At 63.3% G+C, this 23,114-nt stretch carries 23 protein-coding genes and 1 tRNA gene; 6 read left to right on the plus strand and 18 right to left on the minus strand.

The genetic code is table 11. The features are described from left to right. Positions 1-10: 10 nt before the first annotated feature. The 3 genes from AAGW23_RS02985 to gabD form a co-directional block, all read right to left on the minus strand. Positions 11-1,207, minus strand: coding sequence for an acyl-CoA dehydrogenase family protein (locus AAGW23_RS02985; protein WP_342404875.1), 1,197 nt, complete (start codon positions 1,205-1,207; stop codon positions 11-13). Between the two features lie 43 nt (positions 1,208-1,250). After that, a complete protein-coding gene (locus AAGW23_RS02990; RefSeq protein WP_342404877.1) occupies positions 1,251-3,356 on the minus strand; it encodes a 3-hydroxyacyl-CoA dehydrogenase NAD-binding domain-containing protein in 2,106 nt (701 codons plus the stop codon). A 435-nt stretch (positions 3,357-3,791) separates the two neighbouring features. Then, positions 3,792-5,240, minus strand: coding sequence for an NADP-dependent succinate-semialdehyde dehydrogenase (gene gabD, locus AAGW23_RS02995; RefSeq protein WP_342404878.1), 1,449 nt, complete (start codon positions 5,238-5,240; stop codon positions 3,792-3,794). A gap of 332 nt (positions 5,241-5,572) precedes the next feature. Here gabD and AAGW23_RS03000 point away from each other — a divergent pair. Beyond that, a tRNA-Arg gene (locus AAGW23_RS03000) sits at positions 5,573-5,649 on the plus strand. Positions 5,650-5,824: 175 nt separating this feature from the next. On the opposite strand, the gene AAGW23_RS03005 is transcribed toward AAGW23_RS03000, so the two are convergent. Continuing rightward, positions 5,825-6,709, minus strand: a complete 885-nt coding sequence (locus AAGW23_RS03005; protein ID WP_342404880.1) for a LysR family transcriptional regulator — start codon at positions 6,707-6,709, stop codon at positions 5,825-5,827. Positions 6,710-6,826: 117 nt separating this feature from the next. Between AAGW23_RS03005 and AAGW23_RS03010 the strand changes: the two genes are divergently transcribed. Together AAGW23_RS03010 and AAGW23_RS03015 are read left to right on the plus strand one after the other, a co-directional pair. Then, positions 6,827-7,477: an MBL fold metallo-hydrolase gene (locus AAGW23_RS03010; protein WP_342404882.1), complete on the plus strand. Its 651-nt coding sequence runs from the start codon at positions 6,827-6,829 to the stop codon at positions 7,475-7,477. Beyond that, entirely contained in the window at positions 7,474-8,811 is a 1,338-nt protein-coding gene (locus AAGW23_RS03015) for an alkyl/aryl-sulfatase (protein WP_342404883.1), read from the plus strand. The genes AAGW23_RS03010 and AAGW23_RS03015 overlap by 4 nt, the downstream gene beginning before the upstream one ends. A gap of 289 nt (positions 8,812-9,100) precedes the next feature. Here the strand turns inward: AAGW23_RS03015 and AAGW23_RS03020 are convergent, their stop codons facing one another. Next, a complete protein-coding gene (locus tag AAGW23_RS03020) occupies positions 9,101-9,826 on the minus strand; it encodes a DUF4198 domain-containing protein (RefSeq protein ID WP_342404884.1) in 726 nt (241 codons plus the stop codon). 56 nt (positions 9,827-9,882) lie between these two features. Then, entirely contained in the window at positions 9,883-12,003 is a 2,121-nt protein-coding gene (locus tag AAGW23_RS03025) for a TonB-dependent siderophore receptor (protein ID WP_342404885.1), read from the minus strand. 138 nt (positions 12,004-12,141) lie between these two features. Here AAGW23_RS03025 and AAGW23_RS03030 point away from each other — a divergent pair, with 138 nt between their 5' ends. Next, a complete protein-coding gene (locus tag AAGW23_RS03030) occupies positions 12,142-12,510 on the plus strand; it encodes a PH domain-containing protein (RefSeq protein ID WP_102837622.1) in 369 nt (122 codons plus the stop codon). 173 nt (positions 12,511-12,683) lie between these two features. Here the strand turns inward: AAGW23_RS03030 and AAGW23_RS03035 are convergent, their stop codons facing one another. Further along, a complete protein-coding gene (locus AAGW23_RS03035) occupies positions 12,684-12,878 on the minus strand; it encodes a hypothetical protein (protein WP_200640174.1) in 195 nt (64 codons plus the stop codon). A gap of 342 nt (positions 12,879-13,220) precedes the next feature. On the opposite strand from AAGW23_RS03035, the gene AAGW23_RS03040 reads away from it, so the two are divergent. Then, entirely contained in the window at positions 13,221-14,141 is a 921-nt protein-coding gene (locus tag AAGW23_RS03040; protein WP_200640175.1) for a LysR family transcriptional regulator, read from the plus strand. 98 nt (positions 14,142-14,239) lie between these two features. Here AAGW23_RS03040 and madM read toward each other — a convergent pair whose 3' ends face one another. The 10 genes from madM to AAGW23_RS03090 form a co-directional block, all read right to left on the minus strand. After that, positions 14,240-15,004, minus strand: coding sequence for a malonate transporter subunit MadM (gene madM, locus AAGW23_RS03045; protein WP_148925683.1), 765 nt, complete (start codon positions 15,002-15,004; stop codon positions 14,240-14,242). Between the two features lie 3 nt (positions 15,005-15,007). Continuing rightward, positions 15,008-15,406: a malonate transporter subunit MadL gene (madL, locus tag AAGW23_RS03050; protein ID WP_159969501.1), complete on the minus strand. Its 399-nt coding sequence runs from the start codon at positions 15,404-15,406 to the stop codon at positions 15,008-15,010. A 125-nt stretch (positions 15,407-15,531) separates the two neighbouring features. Then, positions 15,532-16,467, minus strand: coding sequence for a malonate decarboxylase subunit epsilon (mdcH, locus tag AAGW23_RS03055; RefSeq protein ID WP_342404887.1), 936 nt, complete (start codon positions 16,465-16,467; stop codon positions 15,532-15,534). Further along, complete coding sequence (locus AAGW23_RS03060) at positions 16,464-17,084, minus strand: malonate decarboxylase holo-ACP synthase (RefSeq protein ID WP_342404888.1); 621 nt, start codon at positions 17,082-17,084, stop codon at positions 16,464-16,466. Before AAGW23_RS03060 ends, mdcH begins: the two co-directional genes overlap by 4 nt. A gap of 72 nt (positions 17,085-17,156) precedes the next feature. Further along, a complete protein-coding gene (gene mdcE / locus AAGW23_RS03065; RefSeq protein WP_342404890.1) occupies positions 17,157-17,942 on the minus strand; it encodes a biotin-independent malonate decarboxylase subunit gamma in 786 nt (261 codons plus the stop codon). After that, the gene (locus tag AAGW23_RS03070; protein ID WP_342404891.1) at positions 17,939-18,805 is read right to left on the minus strand and encodes a biotin-independent malonate decarboxylase subunit beta; all 867 of its coding nucleotides are present in this window, start codon (positions 18,803-18,805) and stop codon (positions 17,939-17,941) included. Before AAGW23_RS03070 ends, mdcE begins: the two co-directional genes overlap by 4 nt. Then, positions 18,798-19,097, minus strand: coding sequence for a malonate decarboxylase subunit delta (locus AAGW23_RS03075; RefSeq protein WP_003281886.1), 300 nt, complete (start codon positions 19,095-19,097; stop codon positions 18,798-18,800). The genes AAGW23_RS03070 and AAGW23_RS03075 overlap by 8 nt, the downstream gene beginning before the upstream one ends. Positions 19,098-19,099: 2 nt before the next feature. Beyond that, complete coding sequence (locus AAGW23_RS03080) at positions 19,100-19,972, minus strand: triphosphoribosyl-dephospho-CoA synthase (RefSeq protein ID WP_342404897.1); 873 nt, start codon at positions 19,970-19,972, stop codon at positions 19,100-19,102. Beyond that, a complete protein-coding gene (mdcA, locus tag AAGW23_RS03085; RefSeq protein WP_200640182.1) occupies positions 19,972-21,639 on the minus strand; it encodes a malonate decarboxylase subunit alpha in 1,668 nt (555 codons plus the stop codon). The genes AAGW23_RS03080 and mdcA overlap by 1 nt, the downstream gene beginning before the upstream one ends. 119 nt (positions 21,640-21,758) lie before the next feature. Beyond that, positions 21,759-22,196: a YqaA family protein gene (locus AAGW23_RS03090; RefSeq protein ID WP_200640183.1), complete on the minus strand. Its 438-nt coding sequence runs from the start codon at positions 22,194-22,196 to the stop codon at positions 21,759-21,761. 117 nt (positions 22,197-22,313) lie between these two features. On the opposite strand from AAGW23_RS03090, the gene phnN reads away from it, so the two are divergent. After that, on the plus strand, positions 22,314-22,853 hold the full coding sequence (gene phnN / locus AAGW23_RS03095; RefSeq protein ID WP_200640184.1) for a phosphonate metabolism protein/1,5-bisphosphokinase (PRPP-forming) PhnN: 540 nt from the start codon (positions 22,314-22,316) through the stop codon (positions 22,851-22,853). Between the two features lie 6 nt (positions 22,854-22,859). Here phnN and AAGW23_RS03100 read toward each other — a convergent pair whose 3' ends face one another. Continuing rightward, positions 22,860-23,102 (minus strand): hypothetical protein, encoded by a 243-nt coding sequence (locus AAGW23_RS03100; RefSeq protein WP_234484686.1) that lies wholly within the window; start codon positions 23,100-23,102, stop codon positions 22,860-22,862. Between the last annotated feature and the right edge of the window lie 12 nt (positions 23,103-23,114).

Raw genomic sequence — 23,114 nt, forward strand, 5'->3', positions numbered from 1 at the left:
CGGTGCCCCCTTACAGCTCGAGAATCATCTTCGAGACGATATTCTTCTGGATTTCGTTGGAGCCGCCGAAGATCGACAGCTTGCGCATGTTGAAGTAGTCGCCGGCCAGCGAAGCGCTGTAGTCGGCGTGCAAAAGCTCACCGTCGTAGTCCAGCTGCATCTCCTCTTCAAGGAACGGCAACGCGTAGGGGCCGATAACCTTGCGTAAGAGGTGAGTGATCGCCTGGCGGATCTCGGTGCCCTTGACCTTGAGGATCGAGGACTCGGCACCGGGCACGCCGCCCTCCTTCGCCGCGGCGAGGATGCGCAGGGTGCTCATTTCGATGGCCATCAGCTGCATTTCCACTTCGGCGACCTGAGCGCGGAACAGCGGGTCTTCGAGCATCGGCTTGCCTTCGCAGACTTCCTTCATGGCGATGCGTTTGAGGTGTGCCAGTGCTGCCTTCGAGGCGCCGATGCCGGCCAGGCCAGTGCGCTCATGGGTCAGCAGGTATTTGGCGCAGGTCCAGCCCTGATTTTCTTCGCCGACGAGGTTCTCCACCGGCACGCGGACGTTGTCGAAGAAGACTTCGTTGACCTCGTGATCGCCGTCGAGGGTGATGATCGGCCGCACGCTGATGCCCGGCGTGCTCATGTCGATCAGCAGGAAGCTTATGCCGCGCTGTTGCTGGGCCTCGGGGTCGGTGCGCACCAGGCAGAAGATCATGTTGGCGTGCTGGCCGAGGGTGGTCCAGGTTTTCTGGCCATTGACCACGTAGTGGTCGCCATCACGCACGGCGCGGGTCTTCAGGCTCGCCAGGTCGGAACCGGCGCCCGGTTCGGAGTAGCCCTGGCACCACCAGTCTTCACCCGAGAGGATGCGCGGCAGGTAATGATCCTTCTGCTGCTGGGTGCCGAACTTGATGATCACCGGGGCGACCATGTTGACGCCGAAGGGCACGCTGCGCGGCGCGCCGAAGGCCGCACACTCCTCGTCGAAGATGTGCTTTTCCACCGGTCCCCAGGTGGTGCCACCCAACTCCACCGGCCAGCCCGGCGCATACCAGCCGCGCTTGACCAGAATCTGCTGCCAGCGCTCGTGGTCTTGTTTGGACATGTGCTTGCCGAGCTTCACCTTTTCGGCGATGTCCGCCGGCAGCTCATTGGTCAGAAAGGCGCGCACTTCGTCGCGGAAGGCGAGCTCTTCGGCCGTGTAGTTCACGTTCATGGGAAGGTCCTCATGGTGCGTTCGGATTGTCGGCGGACGATGCTCATTGCCCGGCCTGCCAATCAGTGAAAGTGCGGCCTTCAGCGGCCAGTTTTTCCAGCAGCGGCGCTGGCTTCCACCAGTCGCCGCAACGTGCGTGCAGTTCTTTGACCCGTGCCAGCACAGTGTCCAGACCGACGCTGTCGGCATAGAACATCGGACCGCCGCGGAAGGCCGGGAAGCCGTAGCCGTTCAGGTAAATGACGTCGATGTCACTGGAGCGCTGGGCGATGCCCTCTTTGAGAATCTTCGCGCCCTCGTTGACCAGCGCGAAGATGCAGCGCTCGACGATGTACTGCTCGTCCAGCGTCTGCCGCTCGATGCCTTTCTCTTGCGATGCTGCTTCCAGCATAGGCGCAAGGTCGGGGTTCTCCTGCGGGGTGCGGTTGCCGGGTTCGTAGCGGTAGTAGCCGGCGCCGGTCTTCTGGCCGAGCATCCCGGCTTCGCACAGCTTGTCGGAGACGGTGGGGAAATCCAGGTGTGCCGGCAGCGTCGCGCGCTGGCGCTTGCGGATCGCCTGGCCGATGTCGAGGCCGGACAGGTCGCGCATGGCAAACGGCCCCATGGCCATACCGAAGTTGCGCAGGGCGCCGTCGACCTGTTGTGGCGTGGCGCCCTCCTCCAAGAGGAATTCCGCTTCGCGGCCGTACTGGAAGACCATGCGGTTGCCGACGAAGCCGTCGCAGACGCCAACCACCACCGACACCTTCTTCAACTGCTTGCCGATGGCCATGGCGGTGGCGAGCACTTCATTGCTGGTCTTCTCGCCGCGCACTACTTCCAGCAGGCGCATGACGTTGGCCGGGCTGAAGAAATGCAGGCCGACCACGTCCTCGGGACGTTTGGTGAAGGCGGCGATGGCGTTCAAATCGAGTGACGAAGTGTTGGAGGCGAGAATCGCACCCGGCTTGCACACCGCGTCCAGCTGCTCGAAGACCTGCTGCTTGACGCCCATTTCCTCGAACACCGCTTCGACCACCACGTCGGCGTCGGCCAGCGCCCCGTAATCAGTGGCACCGGTGAGCAGCACGAGGCGCTTTTCCATCGCGTCCTCGGTCAGGCTGCCGCGCTTGACGCTCGCCGCGTAGGCGTCACGGGCGCGCTGCAGGCCGCGTTGCAGGGCTCCCTCATTGATCTCCAGCAGCTTCACCGGCACCCCGGCATTGGCGAAGCTCAACGCGATACCGACGCCCATGGTGCCGCCGCCAATCACGGCGGCGGAGTTGATCGCACGCGGCTTCACATCGGCGGGCAGGTCGTTGATCTTGCCGGCCTGGCGCTCGGCAAAGAAGGAATGGATCAGCGCGCCCCGCTGCGGCGAGTTCAGGCATTCGGCGAACAGCTCACGCTCGCGCTTGAGGCCTTCGGCGAGCGGCAGCTGGGTTGCCGCTTCGACGGCCGCAATGCAGCGCAGCGGCGAGAACAACCCCGGCATGCGCTTGGCGACTTCGGCGTGCTTGGCGCGGATCAGCGCTTCGTTGTCGGAGCCTTCCAGACCGAGGGTCTGCTCGCCACTGCGACGGGGCCCACGGTCGGCATTGAGCAGGCGGCGCGCAAAGCTGATACCCGCCTCGGCCAACTCGCCGTCAAACAACTCATCGACGATGTTGTGCTCGACCGCCTCGGCCGCGCTGATCGGCGTGCCGCTGACGATCATGTCCAGCGCCTTCGTGACGCCTGCCAGACGCGGCAGTCGCTGCGTGCCGCCGGCGCCGGGCAACAGCCCCAGCTTCACTTCCGGCAGGCCGACTTTCGCGTCTTTACGAGCGATGCGGTAATGACAGCCCAACGCGACTTCCAACCCACCACCCAGAGCGGTGCCATGGATGACGGCGACGCTCGGCTTGCTGCTGCCCTCGATAACCTCGATCACTTCCGGCAGGCTCGGCGCCTGCGGCGGCTTGCCAAACTCCTTGATGTCGGCGCCGGCAATAAAGGTATTGCCCTCGCAGACCAGCACCACGGCGCGCACCTGCGTGTCCGCCTCGGCGTTCTGAAAGGCCTGCAGCAAGCCTTCGCGCACGGCGTGCCCGAGCGCATTGACCGGTGGGTTGTTGACCGTGATCAGGGCGATGTCACCCTGAGTTTCGAGCCGTACGACGTCCGTCATGGCTGGCCTCCGCTTGTGAAATGAATGATTGGACTTGTTATTTCACGGAATCATGTTTCGCACAGCAGAATAGTCGAGTCATTTCCGCATGTCGAGAGACTGTCAATAATCGCTTCGACTGGCAACCGCCATAACCGCGACAGCGCTCGAAACATAAGTGAGATCTGGGGCGACGCTCATTGGAGAAAATGCAACGAGATGGGATGGGAGGTGGGAAGCGGCTCACCATTGAGGTGGCAGGGAACAGAGAGCGGTAAAGGAGCGTCGCCGCGACGAATCGCTTGCGCGATGCCCTCGGCGCTCCCTGACGATCGGTCGCTCCAGGCTGCTGGGCACCCGGCCCTGGGAGGGTATAAGAGGTAACAGCCCAGCAATCAGCCGCGGCACCCGCAACCCTGGGGTGAATGCATCACCCCAGGCAGCTGAACGGGAGCTTTACAGACCCAAACAGAGGTATTTGATTTCCAGGTAGTCGTCCATGCCGTACTTCGAGCCCTCGCGGCCCAGACCGGACGACTTCACCCCACCGAAGGGGGCCACTTCGGTCGAAATCATCCCGGTGTTGATGCCGATCATTCCTGACTCGATGGCCTCGGCCACCCGAAACACCCGCCCCAGATCGCGCGCATAGAAATAGGCCGCCAGCCCGAACTCGGTGTCGTTGGCCAGGGCGATACCCTCGGCCTCGTCTTCGAAACGGAACAGCGGCGCCAACGGCCCGAAGGTTTCCTCTTTCGCCACCTTGGCGTTGTGCGGCACGTTGACCATCAGCGTTGGCTCGAAATAGCTGCCGCCCATCTGGTGCGCCTTACCGCCGGTGAGTACCTGTGCACCATTGGCGACGGCGTCCTCGATGTGCTCTTTGACCTTGGCCGCCGCGCGGTCGTCGATCAGCGGGCCGATGTCGGTGCCTTCGTCGAGTCCGTTGCCAACCTTCAGTTTTTCGACCGCAGCCTGGAATTTCTTCGCAAACTCGTCGTACACGCCGTTCTGTACATAGATGCGGTTAACGCAGACGCAGGTTTGGCCGGCGTTGCGGTACTTGGACTGCATGGCGCCTTTGACTGCGTCGTCAAGGTCCGCGTCATCGAACACCAGGAACGGCGCATTGCCGCCCAGCTCCAGCGACACCTTCTTGATGCCTGCGGCACACTGCTCCATCAGCTTCGCGCCCACTTCGGTTGAACCGGTGAAGCTAAGCTTGCGCACCGTCGGGTTCGCGGTCAGCTCGTTGCCAATGTCACCTGCTGAACCGGTGACAACACTGAAGACACCTTTCGGGATACCTGCGCGTTCCGCCAGCTCGGCCAGCGCCAGCGCGGAGAAGGGCGTCTGGCTCGCGGGTTTGAGCACCATGGTGCAACCCGCCGCCAGCGCCGGGCCAGCCTTGCGGGTAATCATCGCTGCCGGGAAATTCCACGGGGTAATGGCCGCCGTGACACCAATCGGCTGCTTGATGACGATGATGCGCTTGTCTTTCTGATGGCCCGGGATGGTGTCGCCATAGACGCGCTTGGCTTCTTCGGCGAACCACTCGATAAAGGACGCGGCATAGGCGATCTCGCCCTTGGACTCGGCCAGCGGCTTGCCCTGCTCCAGTGTCATCAGCCGACCCAGGTCGTCCTGGTTCTCCATCATCAGCTCGAACCAGCGGCGTAGCTTTTGCGAGCGCTCCTTGGCGGTGAGATCACGCCAGGCTGGCAATGCGCGCTCGGCAGCTTCGATGGCGCGACGAGTTTCCGCAGCGCCCATTTTCGGCACGCTGCCCAGGATCTCGTTGCTGGCCGGGTTGTTGACCTTGATGGTCTGGCCGCTGTCCGCGTCCTGCCAGGCGCCGTCGATATAAGCCTGCTGGCGGAACAGCTTGGTGTCTTTGAGTTGCATGGCAGTCTCCTGAGAGCCGGCAGGGTGCCGGGTATTGGACCGAGGCCATCTGGCCGATTGGAAAAGGCGATTGGCAGTGGAACTGCTCGAACTTAGTCAGAGCGAGGGACGACCTCTGGGTTCCTCCTGCTAACGGAAGCGTTTGAGATATCGAACGCATGCTAGGCCTGTCGGCTGATATCGGGCAACACCCTGTTCGGAAAAATTAACGCGCCATAACCAGGCCTGATGGCGCCGCGATCGGCTATCAGAACAATAGCGCCGCGCGCTGAGCAGCTGCCGAAGCGCCATGGACGACCGCAGACGACATGCGTATGATTGCGCCCCGCAACGCACCAGTAGCTCAGCTGGATAGAGTACTGCCCTCCGAAGGCAGGGGTCGTGGGTTCGAATCCCGCCTGGTGCGCCACCTTTCGATCATCCGGGTTTGTCAAAACGACTCGCATGTCGCCCCCGGTGCCAGCAAAAGGCACCCGCCGCTATGAAGATCGCTGCCCTACCGCCCTCCACAACGGCCTAGCTCGATGCGCTACCGTCTGATGCGTTGCGCGCCTTGGTCCTTGAGCGACCCTAAAATCTGCCGCTCACCGGCCACGCAAAATCTCCGCACGTAACGCGTCGCCCGCCGGCGACAGTTGATGACCGCGTCTGTATACCAGCCCGTATGCGGAGTGATGGCTCAAGCGATCGCTGAGCGGGTCGAGTTTTATCAGGCGTCCTTCGTCGAGTGCCTCCTGAACGACATCGCGTGGCGCCAAGCAAATTGCATCGCTCTGCTCGGTCATCTTCATCAAGAGCAGGAAGTTGTCGCACTGGATGCTGAGCATCTCGCGTCCGGTTTCAGCCAGAACCGCCTGTTCCACGGGTTCCGGCAATTGGGAGCCCGCCAGCGGGTAGCGCGCGAGGTCTTCGAACCTGACCTGGCGCTGGGTAAGCAATGCGTGTCCCGGCCGGCAGACCAGCGTGCCCGGATGGATAGGCAGCGGCACAATTTCCAACGCCGGATCGCTGTGCAGCTCGCGAATGTCGGCCACGAACAGCTCGATTCGTTCATCGACCAAGGCTTCTCGCAGCGTCCGCCAATCGCCGACGGTAACGGTGACTGCCAGCCGAGGATGCCTGTCGACCAGCCTGGCGAGGGCTTCGGGCACCAGGCGCGACGCAGGGAAAGGGCCCGCGCCAAGCCGTAGCTGCCCTGCTTCGAGGTTGTCGATCTGCTGCACCGCCTCGATCAGGGCGCGGCTGCCCAGCAAAAGACGTCGGGCATGGGCCTCGACCAAGCGTCCCTGGGCCGTCAGGCTGATCCCGCGGCTATGCCGGTTCAACAGTGAACAGCCAAGCGAAGCTTCCAGTGCCTGAATGCTGCGACTGAGCGCAGGCTGGCTCAAGTGGAGGGCGTCAGCGGCGCGGGAGAAGTGTCCATGGTCCACAAGCGCCACGAAATGGCGCAGTTGGCGAAGATCGTTCATGCGCTTCCTGCATTGAAGTCTGTCTTTGATTGCATTGGAATTATCAACAGCTCCTCGGCACAGTGACAACGTCAAGCGAGGCCTATCGGCCTGATCTCCATTGCCTCAGGAGCTGCCATGTCCACGTGTCTCATCAGTAGCCTCGCGGCAATCGTTTCGTTCGCGGCGGTCATCCATGCCGAAGCCAGTCCCGGTCCCGCGACGGACGCTACCCGCGAATCGAACGCCGCCGTTTCTCGCCAGCTGGACTTCAGCGACCAGCAAGCCTTCGAAGATGCCCACCGTGGCTTCATTGCCGCTCTGCCAGACGCCGAGGTGATCGATGAAAATGGACAACGCGCCTGGAGCAACAAGCCGTACGCCTTTCTGAACGAAGAGCAGACGCCACCCAGCGTCAATCCGAGTCTCTGGCGGCAAGCGCGACTCAATGCCATTCACGGCCTGTTTCGCATCACCGACGACATCTATCAGATACGCGGGATCGACCTGGCCAACATGACCATCGTCGAGGGCAAAACCGGTCTGATCATCATCGACCCGCTGCTCACCCCCGCCACAGCACGGGCGGCGCTGGCGCTGTACCGCCAACACCGACCGGACCGTCCGGTGGTCGCCGTCATCTATACGCATAGCCACGTAGACCACTTCGGGGGCGTCAAGGGCGTAGTCAGTCAGGCTGAAGTGGATGCCGGCGCGGTGCGCATCTACGCGCCGACCGGTTCATGGAGCATGCAGTCAGCGAGAACGTCATTGCAGGGAACGCGATGACCCGTCGGGCTCGCTACATGTATGGCACCGACCTGCCGATAGACCCGCAAGGCCACATCGATACGGGGCTCGGCAAGGGGCTCGCGCGCGGTCCTTTGACGCTCATCCAGCCGACCGACCTGATCAGCGAAAGCGGTGCCCGCCGGATCGACGGCGTCGACATCAACTTCCAGCTCGTCCCGGATAGCGAGGCCCCGGCCGAGATGATGATGTATTTCCCAGCGCAGCGAGTGCTGAATACCGCCGAGCTCACCTCTCAGCAGATGCACAACATCTATACGTTACGGGGCGCCGAGGTGCGGAATGCCAGCCAATGGTCGCGCTATATCGACGAGACGCTGGATCGCTTCGGACCGATCAGCGATGTCGTCATTGCGCAGCACCATTGGCCGGTCTGGGATAGCGCGCGTGCTCAAGAATTCCTCGCTGGACAGCGCGACCTCTACAAGTTCATACATGACCAGACAGTGCGCCTGATGAACCAAGGGTACCGCCCCGGGGAAATCGCCGAGACGCTGCAACTGCCTGCGAGCCAGGCCCACCGTTGGTATGCCCGTGGCTACTACGGCACCCTTCGCCACAACGCACGCGGGGTCTACCAGCGGTATCTGGGCTGGTACGACGGCAACCCGGCCAATCTGGATCCCCCTGCGCCGGTCGATGCGGCACGCAAGACCATCGAGTACATGGGCGGCATCGAGGCGGTACTCGAGCGAGCCCGCGCCGATTATGCCGCAGGCAAATATCGCTGGGTGGCGTCGGTAATGAGCCAGGCCGTATTCGCCGAGCCGGACAACCGCGCAGCCCGGCAGCTGCAGGCCGATGCGCTCGAACAATTGGGTTACCAAGCGGAAGCCGGCCCCTGGCGTGACGTTTACCTCTCCGGAGCGCAGGACCTGCGCGCACCACGCGAAACCCCGCCCAGCGATCCCGAGCTGCGGGCCGACCTGCTCCGCTCCCTGGACACGGGCATGTTCTTCGACCTGCTCGGTGTGCGCCTGAACGGGCCCAAGGCGGAAGGCAAGCACATCGTGATCAACTGGGTATTCACCGATACGGACGAGCGCTTTCGGCTCAATCTGCAAAACAGTGCGTTGACCTGGCTCGCCGACCGCCAGGCCAGCAGCCCGGACGCCGCGCTGACGCTGACGCGCCAGACGCTCGACAGCATCCTGCTAGGCGAAAGCAGCTTTCCGAAGGCTTTGCGAAACGGCGAAATTCATGTCGAAGGCGACGTCAAGAAGGTGGTCGAACTGCTGGGTCTGATGGAAACGTTCGATCCCGACTTCCCTTTGATCGAACCGAAGGCCGGCGGCCAGCTTCCGGCACGCTAGCCGCTTCGCCGAGCGACGGCCCACCGATAATTGTTTCATTCGGTGAATGTCAGCGTCAGCGCAGGGCCGAAGAGGTTGCCCGAAAAATGTCGTGACAAGGGTTGGCGATGAACGCGCCCGCCCCTGAGGGCATTGTCATAAGCAAAAGCCCCGGATAAGCCTCCGGGGCTTTCTGCTTCGGGGCAGGCTTGCTGACGGGTGCGTGCGCTACCCGGCCCCTGTCACGAACCACCACGTTATCCGCAACGACTGAGTTCGCGCGGTCTCGGTTGGCGAGAGGACGATGCCCTCAATGCTCGTGCTTGGCGCTGACGAAACTCAGTGACGAGAACATGCCGCGCACGCGCGCATCCGGATCATCGCTCGGAACGGTGGTGGAGGCGGCGATGACGTTGAGGCCGTGGTTACGCACGATTATCTTCGCCTTGCCGTGCTTGTCGGTGGTAGCAGCCACCTCGTCCGGGTTGTTCACGTAATCGGCGATCAACTCGACGTTGGCGGCCGGTTTGCCATCGACCAGGACCTGCACCTCCAGCGCCTGGCCTACTTCAACCACCAAGGGATCACGCTGCGGCACGATGACCAGCTTCAACTTGTCCAGCGCGGGCAGTTGCGCACCCTCATGCAGCACCGCCAGGCTGTACTTGTAGTAGTGCCCGGAATCCAGCGCGCCGGGGACCATCGTTTCGCCAACGTTGAGCCATTGCTTGTCCGGCGCCTGAGTCCAGTAGCCGTTATCCAGCGCGACGCTGAGCACCGCCGCGGACTCCAGCGGCTTGAGGCGTGCAAGGTCCTCGAGCCGCTCGACGGTGACCGGGATTCGGCTGCCATGATGATCCGTCGCCCAGGCGCCGGAGATCTTCTTCGGATCGAAGGCGTCGTCTTCGGCGCCGTGACCGTAGATCACTTCGATGTTGCCGCGACGCTCTTCAGTCCACATACCGTGGGCACTGGCCTGACCGGCCATCAACGCAGCCACCAAAGCCATGGCGTATTTCGCGTGGTGCTTGTTCATCTTTCATCCTTTGGATCGAGGAGTATTGAGCCTGCCCGAGGCGAACCGGCTATGCGTTACAGATTCAGCGAAAGGCTCAGGCTGAGGTTGCGCGGCTCGCCAGGCATCACCCAGACGTTGCTGTACGAGCGCTCGTAGTAGGCGCGGTCGAACGCGTTATTGAGGTTCAGGCCCAGCGTCAGGTCCGGCGTGGCCTTGTACCGCGCCAGCAGGTCCACGGTGGTGTAGCCCGGCAATTCGAAGCCGCTGTCCGCCACGTTGCCGGAGCGTTCGCCGACGTAATTGACTCCGCCGCCCAGTTCCAGGCCCTGCAGGGAGCCATCAAGAAACTCGTAAACGCCCAGCAGGCTGCCGCTGTGCTCGGGCACGTTGAGCAGGCGGCTGCCGCGCCCCAGCGTGTTGTCTTCCGTGACTTCCGCATCGACATAGGCGTAGGCGCCGATCACACGGATTGCGTCGGTCAGCTGCCCCGTCAGCTGCAGGTCGACGCCGCGGCTGCGCACTTCGCCAGCGGCGATCTGGTACGCGGAGTCGACCGGATCGACGGTGAGTACGTTTTCTTTGGTGAGATGAAACGCAGCGATGGTCATGCCCACGCGGCTGTCGAGCAGGTCGAATTTGAAGCCCGCTTCGTAGCCGACGCCTTCCTCTGGATCGAATGCCGTGCCTGAAGCATCAGCGCCGCTATTGGGCTTGAATGACTGCGAGGCATTGGCGAAGACGCCGACTTGAGGTGTCAGCTGATACAACGCCCCAATGCGCGGCGTGACCTTTTCATGGGTCTGCTCCACGCGCGTGCCGGCTACTTCGTTATCCAGCCGTTGCTCGTAATGGTCGTAGCGCGCGCCGATGACGCCGAAGAGTTTTTCGCTGAAACGCATCTGATCCTGCAGATTCAGCGATCTGGAGTGGATCAACTCGTGGCGATCGGTGCTACGCCCGCCCGGGCCAATGCTGAAGGGCGGGCGTGGTTGACCGTAAACGGGTTCGTAGATATCGATCTGAGAAATGGGCCGGGTACGCAGCACTTCTTCAGTCTTGGCATAGCGCTCGTATTCGGTTCCGATCAGCAGGTTGTGCTCGATGTCGCCGGTGTAGACCAGGCCGCGCAGCTCCAGCTGGGTGATGCTGTCCTGCCACTCGTAATCGCGGTAGCGGTACTCGCGATTGAGGGTTCGGGCGTCCGCCGCAAGGGTGCTCGCCTCGGTCGCGCCACCGCTTAGGCGCCCTTGCTTGTAGTGACTGGCCAGGCGGACGGTCCAGCTGGCGTTGAGGTCATGCTCGAGCTCGGCCTGCAGGCTTTCGTTGTTGTTGTCGATTTCACCGTCCCGAGGTTCTCCGAAAAAGTCGGAACGCGAGACGCTGCCCAGGTGATCGTTCGGCGCCACCACACCACGGTCGAATACCTGGCTGCTGCGGATGACATCGGCCTGTACCAGCAGGCGCGTCTGAGGCGTCAGTTCCCAGCTGAACGCCGGTGCGAAGAACTGCCGTTCACTGGCGCGGTTATCACGGAAACTCTTGTTGTCCTCCACTGCCAGATTCATGCGATAGAGCATCGTGCCCTCGTCATCCAGCGGCGTGTTGACGTCCAAGCTGCTGCGATAGCGATCCCAGCGGCCCGCGCTCAGGTCAAGACGAGCGAACTGGTCGTTTTGCGGGCGCTTGCTGACGATGTTGAGGGTGCCACCCGGGTCACCGCGACCATACAGACTGGACGCCGGCCCCTTGAGCACGTCGATACGCTCTACGTTGGATGGGTCTTGCGGGTTCATGTAGCCGCGGTTGACGCTGAAGCCGTCCTTGTAGAACTCCGAGGTCGTCAGCCCACGAATGCTGTACTCGTACATGGTCAAGCCGCCGAAGTCGTTCTGACGAGCCACGCCGCCTGCATAGTCCAGGGCTTTTTCGATACGCGGGCTGTCCAGGTCCTCGAGCACCGTGGCGGGGATGACGCTGACCGCCTGCGGAACCTCCTCCAGCGGCGTATCCGTCTTGGTGGCGCTCGCTGACCGCCGAGTCCGGTAGCCCTCTGCTTCGACCTGTTCACGATCGGCCGTGACGACCACTTCTTCGAGAACCGCGCTGTCCGTCTCTTGTGCCAACGCCGGCATGCTGCCCAAACCTGCCGCGGCGGCAATGCCCAATATGCTTGCTGCAACCCTACTGCTGTTCATGCCCGCTTCCGATAAGATGTTATACCGTAACATTTGATCGGAAGCTGTCTGCAACTGTCAAGGCCGCAGGCGCTCTGGCAAGCCGCGTTCAGCTAGGGCAGCATGCAGCGACAACGATTCATGATGAGGAACGCAGCGATGATCGATTTCGATAACAAGGGTTTCTTCAAGCTGAAGCAGAACGATGAATACGCAGAGCGGGTCCGCTCGCTGCTACTGGACGACGAACAGGTGATCGATTCCTACAAGTCCATGCGCGACGGCGTGGTGTTTACGGACAAGCGGATCATTGCCGTCAACGTGCAGGGCATCACCGGCAGCAAGAAGGATTTCACCTCCCTGCCTTACAACAACATCGTCGCTTATTCGGTGGAGACGTCCGGGACCTTCGATCTGGACTCGGAGCTGGAGGTGTATTTCTCGTCATTGGGGAAGGTCAGGTTCGAGTTCACCGGCAGGACTTCGATCGTTGAAATCTCGAAGTACATATCCAAACATGTGCTCTGAACTGTTAAGTAAACACAGAGGCACCGCAGCGCGCTGATCGCAGCTTCGCGGTGCACGGTTCGACTCGTTGTGCTTGTGCATAGGGTAACGAAACAACAGCAGCCCCCGCTCGCTAGCATAGGGTAGCGAGCAGCTTGAATCCGACTACAGAAACAGCAACGAAACGGGCGTCGCTACCGTTCGATCCCCACACCAGGGCAGGCTTCTTTAGCCGTTGAAGACGCCACGTCGGCACGGCGCGAATTTGGCTCGGGAGGTTTAGGTTCTTCTGTGCGGATACCTAACGCAATCAACAACGTCTCGCTCATTTCCATGAATGAATAGCCATCGGCCCATATTTCAGTCTTGCCGTTCAGTCTGTTATCCATGCTTTCCATATCCTAGGCCGGTGCGCCCACTCGGCCGTGCGTTCGAATTGTTGCGCTACGCCTGTTGGCGATACGGAGCTGCAGCATCCTGCGTGCCAACACATGAAACAGATTTTGTTGTTTTAAATCAGTAATTTAACTTTAACCGTACAAACTTTAAGTATTGCAAGATGCACGATTACCCTACTGTACCCTTGCGATGTGCAAGTTCGCGTTTCTGTGTTGCGGGTCACAGAATGTAGACGAGCTCATGTTCGAGCACACAGCCGCCAACGTTCGCCAACGGTGAATGCACAATCCGGCCTTTGGGCATACTTGACCACCCGTCCTTGAGCAAGCGCCATGCAGATCGATGAAGAACTCACGCTGAAAAAGCTGGAGGTGTTTCTGGCCTTCATGCGCAGCGGCAATCTGAGCAAGGCGGCCGCCGAGCTGAATACCAGCAATGTCAGCGTGCACCGTGCGATCCATTCGCTCGAAAGTGCGCTGCGCTGCCCGCTGTTCAAGCACGAGGGACGCAATCTGATTCCGCTGGAAAGCGCTTATGTGCTGGAAGAAAAGGCGCAGAAGCTGGTGCAGGACGTGCTTGAAACCGTCCGCCAGACCCGCGAAGCGGCAGGGTTCTCGGCCGAGCGGTTCAAGCTCGGGGCGCTCTATTCGCTGACGGTTAAAACCGTGCCGCAGCTGATCATGGGCCTGAAGCTGCGCCGCAGCGAACTCAACATCGACCTCATTCTCGGCTCCAATATCGACCTGTTCTACAAGCTGAAAAACATGGAGCTGGACGCCATCCTGGTGTCGCTGAACGAAAGCGTCAGCCATGACCAGGATTGCGCGCAGCTGCCGCTGTTCGCCGATGACATCTTTCTCGCCGCGCCGGCGGATTCCCCGTTCGCGCAACAGGCGGAAGTCGACCTGAGCGACCTGCGCGACGCCACTTTCATTACCCTGACGCAAGGCTTTGCGACGCACCAGGACGGCAATCGGGTGTTCCAGCAGGCCGGTTTCGAACCCAAGGTCGCGATGCAGGTTAATGACATCTTCACCCTGCTGAGCATGGTCAATTCAGGCGTGGGGTATGCGCTGCTGCCGGGTCGGGTGGGGATGGTCTACGAGTCGCGGGTCAAACTGGTGCCGCTGCAGGCGCGTTATCACCTGCAGCAGCATATCGGGGTGGTGTTTCTGAAGGCCAAGGAGCGCGATCCCAACCTGCTCGCGCTCCTGGCCGAATGCCGCATGTACAGCCTCAAGCATCCCAGTTGAGACCTACGGAACCATCACCTGTCGCTTGAAGATTCTACGGCAGGCAATGTGGAGCCCTAGGGTGGAAAACGGCATCGCCTTTTCCACCTTGAGAGCCCTCAACCCAGCAGCCCGCGCATGATGAAGAACAACAGTGACGGGCCAAGCAGACAGCCCAGCGCGGTATAGAACGCAGCTGTAAGGCAGCCGTAAGGCACCAGCTTGGCATCGGTCGCCGCCAAGCCGCCGGCTACACCGCTGGAAGTACCGATCAGCCCGCCGAAGATCACCGCCGCGCGCGGATTGTTCAACCCGATCATCGGAGCGAAGAACGGCGTCGCGATCATCACCAGGATCGCCTTGACGAGGCCCGCGGCGATGGACAGCGCCATGACCTCGGAGCTGGCGCCAATCGCCGCGCCGGTGACCGGGCCAACAATGTAGGTCACCGCACCCGTGCCGATGGTGGTCAGGCTGACCGCATCGGTGTAGCCGAAAGCCATGGCCACCGAAACGCCCGCAATAAACGACGAGAACACGCCGACGAACAGGGCCAGCACGCCCACCATCCCGGCGCGCTTGAGTTCCTCGACGCTGACGCCAAAGCCGGTGGCGACGATGGCGAAGTCGCGCAGCATGGAGCCACCGAGCAAACCGATGCCGGAAAACAGGGCGATGTCGACCAGGCCCTTCTGCCCGCCAGTCACCACACCGCCGATATAAGACAGCAACAGGCCGATGAGGATGGCCACCGCCGAACCGTGCAGACGGCCCTTGGTGAGCTTGTCTGACAGCCAGTAGGAGAACCACATGGTGGCGCCGATGATGGCGAAGCCGCTGATCAGTCCGTAGCCGGAGACGACCTTGAGTAGAGATTCGTACATGGCTCAGCCCTCGTTGGTCAGTGGTTTGGCTTCATCGGCTTCAAGCTTTTTTCGTCCGATCCGGTCGAGTACAGGCACCAGGGCAAAGGCGATAGCGACCGCCGCGATGCCGGCGAGAATCGCCATCGGGCCGCCGCTCAGCGCGCCATAGACGTTCTGCTGCGCAGCCATGGCCACCACGATCGGGATATACACGGCGCTCCAGAATTTGATGCCCTGCTCCGAATCCATCGTGAACAGGCCGCGCGTCTTGAGATAGCTGCCAAGCAGGATCAGCAGCACCATGGCGATGCCGACGCCGCCGACGTTGGCTGGGACGCCGATGAGCTTGCCGAGCAATTCACCGACGAAGATGCCCGTCAGCGTGCACAAGGCCAGGAAGGCCACACCGAAAATAATCATTGTTATTGTCCTTTTGGGTTGCGCTCAGCCCGGCGGTGCCGGTTCCAATGCGCGTGTGTTGTCGAGGTCGTTGTTTTTATCCATCGAACAGCGGCGAGTTCATCTCGCTCTGAATTGCACGCGGTCTATCGGCTCTGGCGGCCCTCCTGACGCAGCAAGGCGTCCAGTGTGTCCAACCGGGCGCCGTCAAAGGCGATCAGCGTAGCTTGTTCAAAAACCCGTCGCGCCAGCCCGGTGAGCACCGAGCCAGGCGGCAGTTCAATGTGCAGTCGCACACCGCGCTCGTAAGCGGTGCGCAGCGTGCCGTGCCAGTCGACTACGCGACACATGTTGTAGGCGAGGTCGTCACGCAGCCGCTCGGGGTCAGCGATGGGGCGCGCTGTTGTGCTGCTCAGATAGCGAATGCGGGGGGCGCGAAGCTCGACATCAGCGAAGGCTTCAGCCAGCTTCGCGGCGGGTGCTTCCAGCAAGGCGCTGTGCGACGGCACGCTCACCGCGAGACGTTTGGCGCACGACGCGCCCAGTGCTTTGGCACGTTGGGCGACAGCCGCCATGGCAGCGTCCGCACCGGCGATGACAATCTGGTTGTCGGCGTTGATGTTGGCCAGATGCACCGGCGTGCTCTCGTCATGCATGTCGGCCAGCAGCCGCTCGACCGAGCCCAGATCCAATCCGATCACGGCGGTCATGCCGAAGCCTTCGGAGTAGGCGTTCTGCATCAGCTCGCCGCGCAGGGCGACTAGCCGGACTGCGTCCTGATAGTCCAGCGAACCCGCTACCACCGCCGCCGCATAGGCGCCAATGGAAAGCCCCGCCACGTAATCCGGGGACTCCCCGCCTCTCATCAGCAGACGTGCACCGGCGACGCCTGCAATCAACAGGCATAGCTGCACGGCGCGGGTGGAACTCAGCGCCGCTTCGCTGTCCAGACCGAGAGCATCCTCCCCCAAGGTTTCGCCAGCCTCAGCGAGGCATTCGAGGACCTCGGGCGCCTGCGGCAGGCGATGCAGCATGCCGGGCTTTTGCGCCCCCTGACCGGGAAAGGCGAACAGGCTGCTCATGCGACCATCTCCGCCTGATCCCAAGGATTCTCCACCAAGCGTGCACCGATTACGCACTTGAGCAGAACCCGGCTGGCGCTGCCCGCCCATTCGCGCATGGCAATGGCGCCGGATGGCGTTTCCAGTTGCAGGTCAACGCGGCAGGCGGCCTCGTCCAACAACCCCAGCAGCGTGCGCGCTTTATGCCTTGGCAGCTCGATGGGCGTACGCAGCAGCAGGTCGAGGTCGCTGTCGGTATGGGCCGTTGGCAACCCTGTCGCCAGCTGAAAGCCGACCGAACCGGTCACGCCCCAGCAGAGGCCGAGCGCATCCATGTTCGGTTTCAGCTGCTTGAGCGCATGGAGCGCAGGTAGGTCGCTCACCGGTAGCCGCTCGACCAGTTGCTCCGGACGCACCTTGCGCAGCACCGAGCTGGTCGGCATCACCGCGGCATAGCGCTGATCACGACTGGAGCCGCGCAGGCCCACCGCAAGCTGACCGTTCTCTACCATGGCCCGGCGCACTACTACCGGCTGGCCGGCAATGAGCACCTCATGCGCCCAGGCGGGCGCATCGGCCTGCAGCTGTGCTGGAGTCATGCCCCAGAGCAGGTCGTGGGGGCGTGGAGTGTCGTGCATCTACAGCCTCCTCGTGATTGTTGTTGTCGAGTCGCTGATCGGTGTGGCGAATAGGGCCGCGTCAGGTGTTCGCTACCACTGCGCGCGCAGCAGCTCGCGCACCCGCGACGACGCCTCGCGGTTCGGCGCGCCGAGACGGCCGCGCAGATCGCAGCTGCCGCCGATGTCCGCCACAGCCTTGTTCAGGCAGTCGCGTACACGCTGCAGGTCGTCCGCCGAGGGCTGCTCAATGCTGTCCACCGAGAGGGTTTCCCAGAGCAGGCCGAGGGTCGCGTAGTTGTCGATGTCGTAAGCCATTGGCGGCACCGATTCGGCCAGGGCTTCCAGCTCCTCGACGCTGCGCAGGGTGATGCGCGCCGCGGCGGCCTTGCCCATGGCGTGCACCATCACGCCCGGATCGCGCAGGGCGATGATCCGCTGGGCCTGGTAGCCGTGGGCGAGAAAGGCGCCGGACATGGCCTTGCCGACCAGCAGCGCGATCACCGGATGCCCGGCCAGCCGCGCACGGGCATAGCCGTCCACCGCACCGGCCAGCGCCTGGTGAATGCCCAGCGCCTCCTCGCGGCGGCCATAGGCCTGGCTCGGCACATCGACCACGGCGACCAGCACACGCTTGTCCGCCTTGTCGCGATCGGCGGCGATCGCCTCGTCCAGCGCCTGGCCCAGGGCCCAGCCTTCGAGCAGACCGACCTCGCCATTGCGCGCGCGCGGGAAGGGATTCTCGGCGTCCGGCACCACGGCGATATAGCGGGCGGCGCGCTCACCGAGCGTGCCGTCGACCACCTTCACCGAGGCCGGATAGCCCGCCAGTACCTGACCGCCGGCCAGGGCTTGCAACCAGTTCAGTCCACGGCTCATTGGGCATCTCCTTCGTAGAGGGCACGCACGGCGGCGGCATCGAGCTGCGTGCGGGTGTCGACGTCGGCCAGGCGCTGGAGGAACCAGGCGTGGCGGCGGCTGCGCGGTTGAACGGGTTTGCCGAGGGCGAACAGTTCGTGCAGTTGCGCGCGGATGGCATCGGTGTCGTCGGCGACGTAGGCGTCTACCAGACCCGAGGCGTAGCGCTGCTCGCCGCCGGTCAGGCTCCAGATGAACGGGCGGTCACGCGAGTCGTACTCGTCGAGGCCCGCTTCCTGCTCGATCACCTGCGGGCCGTTGAGGCCGACGCGGGCCTCACGGGTGACGACCAGATAACTGCACAGCCCGGCGGCGATGGACATGCCACCGAAGCAGCCGACGGAACCGGCGATCACTCCGATCACCGGCTGGTAGTCGCGCAGCTCGACGATGGCCGCCTGGATCTCGGCGATGGCGGCCAGGCCCAGGTTGGCCTCCTGCAAACGCACGCCGCCGGTTTCCAGCAGGAGCACGGCGCGGGTCGGGATGCCGTTGCGGTTGTCTTCGGCAGCCAGTTCCAGCGCGCCGGCAATCTTCGCGCCGCCGACTTCGCCCATGCTGCCGCCTTGGAAGGCGCCTTCGATGGCGGCGATCACCGCCGGCTGGCCGTCGATGGTGCCCTTGGCGACCACCACGCCGTCGTCGGCCTGGGTAACGATGCCCTGCTTCGGCAGCCAGGGCGAGGTGACGCGGGCAAACGGGTCGAGCAGTTCGCGGAAGCTGCCTTCGTCCAGCAGTGCGCGGGCACGCTGGCGGGCACCGAGTTCTACGAAGCTGCGCGACTCGAGTAAACGGGCCACGGTGTTAGCGGACACATCAGTCATGGCCGACCTCCTCCAGTCCCTGCTCCAGACGCAGACGCACTACGCCGGGCGTGGCCCCAAAATCGTGAATATCGATGTTCAATGCCGGTGGCGTCTGCTCGCGGAACATCCGCTCGAACAGGCTCTTCCAGCGTTGTTCGGCCCCATTGACCGAGGTGACAACCTGGATCGCCAGCTTGCCGGCCTGGCCGGGTTCCAGCAGCACTTCCAGATCGCCCGAGCCGACCACGCCGACCAGGGCCTTGCCGCGGGCGGGTTGCCCGGCGGCGAATTCGAAAGACAGGGTTTCCATGTTCAGTAGCTCCCAGTCGGCGCCAGCGAAGGCGTCAAACGGTCGAGGAATAAGGTGGCGGCGAGCAGGTCGGCGGCGCCGCCCGGCGAGGCTCGCAGTGACAGCATCTCGCCTTCCAGTGCGCGCAGCTGGCGGCGACCGGCGAGGCTCGCGGCCCCCCCCGCGTCGAGCACGGCGCGGGCGCCGGCCTGCATGCGGTTCAGCCCTTCAAGACCGGCGCGGTGCAGCACGCAGGTGTCGGTCAGGGTGCTCATGATCGCCAGCAATGCATCGAGCCTGGCGTTCTGCTCGCCAGCGCCAGCGCGGCGGCTGGCCAGCAGCTGCGGCAAGCCACGCTCGATGACCGCAGGAAAGCCGTATTGCGCCTGCTCGCGGGCGCCGAGCACGCCGTAGCGACGGCAGACGCGCGCGCCATGGCTGTCCGGGTTGCAAGGGGCGGCCGGATCGTCCAGCCGCGCCAGGGCGGCCGCGCTGGCGGCGATCTCGCCAGCCGAAGCCCCGCCTTCCAGCATCGCCGCCGCGCTGAGCAACCCCAGCGCCCAGATCGCGCCGCGATGGGTGTTGACCCCGGCGGTGACGCGCAGCATCTCCGCTTCGCCGTCGCGGCCCAGCTGGCCGAGGGTTTCACGCAGCGCCTGGCTGACCCGGCCTTCGCTCCGCGCGGCATCGGCCATGGCGGCGAAGGCCGGCCACAGCGACTGCGCCGAGGCGTGCATCAGCCCCAGGTGCAAGTCTTGATGGGCGCCACTGCCGCGCCGGTCGACCAGCCCCGGCTTGGGCGACAGATCGGCCTCGTCGATCAGCACCTGCACTGCCAGGTCCGCCAGGCGCTCGGCCAGTGTCGGCTGCGCCTGTCTTGCAATGAGTGCGCTCATCACCAGCTCCTGAACTTAGCAGGCGGGCTGTAAAGGCCACCGGACCAGTCGACCAGCTCGGCGATGCTCTTGGCCGCCAGCAGCTCGCGGCTTGCGTCGTTGCGGCGGATGCCGAGGTCTTCCGGCAGCGCGATCAGGCCTTCGCGGCGCATGCGCTCGGTGTCTTTCGGGTTGTGTCGCAGGCCGATGCTGGTGACGCCGGCCACCGCGGCGATCATCGCCTGGCGTTCCTCCAGCGAGCGAGCCTTGTACAGGTAGGCGATGCCTTCCTCGGTGAGCAGGTGGGTGACGTCGTCGCCGTAGATCATGATCGGCGCCAGCGGCATGCCGCTCTTCTTCGCCACCTCGACCGCGTCGAGCTGCTCGACAAAGGTGGGTTTGCCGCCTTCCTGGAAGGTCTCGACCATCTGCACCACGAGCTTCTTGCCGCGCTCTAGCATCGTCACCGGGGCTTCGCCGCCGGGCATGGCCATGTCCAGCCAGGCTGGGGTCGGATGACGGCGACCGCGCGGGTCGTGGCCCATGTTCGGTGCGCCGCCGAAGCCCGCCAGGCGGCCACGGGTCACGGTGGAGGAATGCCCGTCGCCATCAACCTGCAGGGTGGCGCCGATAAACAGGTCCACCGCGTATTGCCCGGCCAGCTGGCACATCATGCGGTTGGAGCGCATCGAGCCATCGCGGCCGGTGAAGAACACGTCCGGACGCTGGGCGATGTAGTTCTCCATGCCCAGCTCGGTGCCGAAGCAGTGCACGCTCTCGACCCAACCGGTCTCGATGGCCGGGATCAGCGTCGGGTGCGGATTGAGCGTCCAGTTGCGGCAGATCTTGCCTTTCAGGCCGAGGGATTCGCCGTAGGTCGGCAGGATCAGCTCGATGGCGGCGGTGTTGAAACCGATGCCGTGGTTGAGCGACTGCACGTTGTGTTTTTCGTAGATGCCGCGGATTGCCATCATCGCCATCAACACGTGTACCGGCTTGATGTGGCGGGGGTCGCGGGTGAACAGCGGCTCGATGTAGAACGGCTTGTCCGCCACCACGACGAAATCCACCCAGCTGGCCGGGATGTCCACGCGCGGCAGCTCGTCGACGATCTCGTTGACCTGGAAAATGACGATGCCGTCGCTGAAGGCGGTCGGCTCGACCAGTGCGGGGGTGTCTTCGGTGCTGGGGCCGGTGTAGATGTTGCCGTGGCGGTCGGCCTGGAAGCCGGCCACCAGCGCGACATTGGGGATCAGGTCCACCAATAGGCGCGAGTAGAGTTCGATGTAGGTGTGGATGGCGCCGACTTCCAGCAGGCCGTCTTCCAGCAGCTGGCTGATGCGCAGGCTCTGCGGCCCGGCAAAGGAGAAGTCGAGCTTGCGCGCGATCTGCCGTTCGAACAGATCCAGGTGCTCGGCGCGGCTGACGCTCGGCATGATCATGTGCAGGTCATGCAGCTTGCCGGGGTCGGCCTTGGCCAACGAACGGGAGAGGAAATCCGCCTGCTTCTGGTTGTTGCCCTCGAGCACCACCCGATCACCAGGGGCGATCAGCAGTTCCAGGGCCTCGACGATCCGCTCGCCCGGCAGCACCACGCCGTCGGCAAGGCTGCGCACCTGATCGACACGGCGAGCTTTTTCGGCTCGGCGGCGCGACCACTGCGGCGGTGGGGAGATTGTTGTTGTCATGCTGACTCCACAGGTTTTCCGCTATGTGGAGCGCACAGTAGAAGTATGAACGGGAGGTCATCAATCAAGCGCGGAGGCGTTTCGTTACGCTGAGGTTAACGATTTGAGTACAGCGGCGCTCAGAACCAGCCCAACGTCACACTGGCGAGCAGCAAGTAGCGGCCACCCTTGGCCAGCGTTACCAGCAACAGGAAGCTCCACAGCGGCTCCCGCAGCATACCGGCGACGACTGTCAGCGGGTCGCCGATGATCGGCACCCAGCTCAGCAGCAGTGACCAGCGACCGAAGCGGTGATAACGCCGCTGGGCACGCTCCAGCTGCTGCTCGCTGACCGGAAACCAGCGCTTGTGGCGCAGGCGTTCAATGGAGCGGCCGAGCAACCAGTTGACCAAGGAGCCCAGCACGTTGCCCAGCGTGGCCACCAGCAGCAGCCCCGTCGCTGAATAACCGCCATGCAGCAACAGCCCGACCAATACAGCCTCGGACTGAGCGGGCACCAGCGTGGCCGCGGCGAAGGCGGCGCCAAACAGGCCAAGGTAGGCAGTCAGGTCGAACATGTGGGTTGCGGGATCTGGGGTTTAGGTATCGCGGGCGGCGAGATAATGAGAAGGCTCGGCGAAAATCTGGCAGGCTGCAGCGTTGGCTTCACAGATGCAAGGTTACCGAGGATTTTGATGGAAGGCAGGTTGATCTACCTCATTGGCCCCTCCGGTTCGGGCAAGGACAGCGTGCTCGATGCGGCACGCGAGGCCCTGGCCAAGCGCGGCGTTCGAATCGCACGGCGGGTCATTACCCGCTCGGCCGAGGCTGTGGGCGAGTCCGCCGAGGCCGTCACCCATGACGAGTTTGACCGCCTGGAACGCGCCGGTGCCTTTGCCATGAGCTGGCGCGCCAACGAGCTGGCCTATGGCATCCCGATCCAGATCGACCAGTGGCTGGCCGCCGGTGAGGATGTGTTGGTCAACGGATCGCGTGGCTATCTGGAGCGGGCGCGCCAGCGTTATCCGGACCTGCTGGTGGTGCTGCTCAGCGTGCGGCCGGAGGTACTGCGCCAACGCCTGCTCAAGCGCAACCGCGAGACACCCGAGCAGATCGAGGCGCGGCTGGCGCGTAATGCGCGTTTCGAGGATTCGCTGGACGAACTCTTCCTGCTGGACAATTCAGGCGATCTTCAAGAGACGGTCGACAAGCTGCTGCGCATCATCGACCGCTAAAGGCTTTCATCGGCCCGGTTGCGGATGAAAGCCCGGCACTGCGTTGGGCCGATCTATGCGGCCGGCCGGCATGCTGCAGTTGAGGTCGCGAAAAGGCTGCCCGTTGAGAAGCTCCCAGCCATGCCCCGGCGAAGTCTGGCGACAAATGACTGTGCCATCGGCCTTGCTCTGCCATTGGTAATACGGCGCAGGGCCGGCCGAGGCCAACAGAGGAAGGAGCAAGCTGATTGCAAGGATTGCCGCACGCATAATTCGGGGCTT

The sequence above is a fragment of the Stutzerimonas chloritidismutans genome, from assembly GCF_038562055.1.
In the GTDB taxonomy this organism is placed as follows: domain Bacteria; phylum Pseudomonadota; class Gammaproteobacteria; order Pseudomonadales; family Pseudomonadaceae; genus Stutzerimonas; species Stutzerimonas chloritidismutans_A.

What these genes read in the sequence shown, in the direction of transcription:
- AAGW23_RS03035 (WP_200640174.1), bottom strand. Translation starts at nt 12,878, where the DNA reads ATGGATAACAGACTGAACGGCAAGACTGAAATATGGGCCGATGGCTAT.
- madL (WP_159969501.1), bottom strand. Translation starts at nt 15,406, where the DNA reads ATGATTATTTTCGGTGTGGCCTTCCTGGCCTTGTGCACGCTGACGGGC.
- AAGW23_RS03100 (WP_234484686.1), bottom strand. Translation starts at nt 23,102, where the DNA reads ATGCGTGCGGCAATCCTTGCAATCAGCTTGCTCCTTCCTCTGTTGGCC.
- AAGW23_RS03005 (WP_342404880.1), bottom strand. Translation starts at nt 6,709, where the DNA reads ATGAACGATCTTCGCCAACTGCGCCATTTCGTGGCGCTTGTGGACCAT.
- AAGW23_RS02990 (WP_342404877.1), bottom strand. Translation starts at nt 3,356, where the DNA reads ATGACGGACGTCGTACGGCTCGAAACTCAGGGTGACATCGCCCTGATC.
- AAGW23_RS03030 (WP_102837622.1), top strand. Translation starts at nt 12,142, where the DNA reads ATGATCGATTTCGATAACAAGGGTTTCTTCAAGCTGAAGCAGAACGAT.
- AAGW23_RS03015 (WP_342404883.1), top strand. Translation starts at nt 7,474, where the DNA reads ATGACCCGTCGGGCTCGCTACATGTATGGCACCGACCTGCCGATAGAC.
- AAGW23_RS03090 (WP_200640183.1), bottom strand. Translation starts at nt 22,196, where the DNA reads ATGTTCGACCTGACTGCCTACCTTGGCCTGTTTGGCGCCGCCTTCGCC.
- AAGW23_RS03010 (WP_342404882.1), top strand. Translation starts at nt 6,827, where the DNA reads ATGTCCACGTGTCTCATCAGTAGCCTCGCGGCAATCGTTTCGTTCGCG.
- mdcH (WP_342404887.1), bottom strand. Translation starts at nt 16,467, where the DNA reads ATGAGCAGCCTGTTCGCCTTTCCCGGTCAGGGGGCGCAAAAGCCCGGC.
- AAGW23_RS03075 (WP_003281886.1), bottom strand. Translation starts at nt 19,097, where the DNA reads ATGGAAACCCTGTCTTTCGAATTCGCCGCCGGGCAACCCGCCCGCGGC.
- gabD (WP_342404878.1), bottom strand. Translation starts at nt 5,240, where the DNA reads ATGCAACTCAAAGACACCAAGCTGTTCCGCCAGCAGGCTTATATCGAC.
- mdcA (WP_200640182.1), bottom strand. Translation starts at nt 21,639, where the DNA reads ATGACAACAACAATCTCCCCACCGCCGCAGTGGTCGCGCCGCCGAGCC.
- AAGW23_RS02985 (WP_342404875.1), bottom strand. Translation starts at nt 1,207, where the DNA reads ATGAACGTGAACTACACGGCCGAAGAGCTCGCCTTCCGCGACGAAGTG.
- AAGW23_RS03020 (WP_342404884.1), bottom strand. Translation starts at nt 9,826, where the DNA reads ATGAACAAGCACCACGCGAAATACGCCATGGCTTTGGTGGCTGCGTTG.
- madM (WP_148925683.1), bottom strand. Translation starts at nt 15,004, where the DNA reads ATGTACGAATCTCTACTCAAGGTCGTCTCCGGCTACGGACTGATCAGC.
- AAGW23_RS03060 (WP_342404888.1), bottom strand. Translation starts at nt 17,084, where the DNA reads ATGCACGACACTCCACGCCCCCACGACCTGCTCTGGGGCATGACTCCA.
- phnN (WP_200640184.1), top strand. Translation starts at nt 22,314, where the DNA reads ATGGAAGGCAGGTTGATCTACCTCATTGGCCCCTCCGGTTCGGGCAAG.
- AAGW23_RS03080 (WP_342404897.1), bottom strand. Translation starts at nt 19,972, where the DNA reads ATGAGCGCACTCATTGCAAGACAGGCGCAGCCGACACTGGCCGAGCGC.
- AAGW23_RS03040 (WP_200640175.1), top strand. Translation starts at nt 13,221, where the DNA reads ATGCAGATCGATGAAGAACTCACGCTGAAAAAGCTGGAGGTGTTTCTG.
- AAGW23_RS03070 (WP_342404891.1), bottom strand. Translation starts at nt 18,805, where the DNA reads ATGACTGATGTGTCCGCTAACACCGTGGCCCGTTTACTCGAGTCGCGC.
- mdcE (WP_342404890.1), bottom strand. Translation starts at nt 17,942, where the DNA reads ATGAGCCGTGGACTGAACTGGTTGCAAGCCCTGGCCGGCGGTCAGGTA.
- AAGW23_RS03025 (WP_342404885.1), bottom strand. Translation starts at nt 12,003, where the DNA reads ATGAACAGCAGTAGGGTTGCAGCAAGCATATTGGGCATTGCCGCCGCG.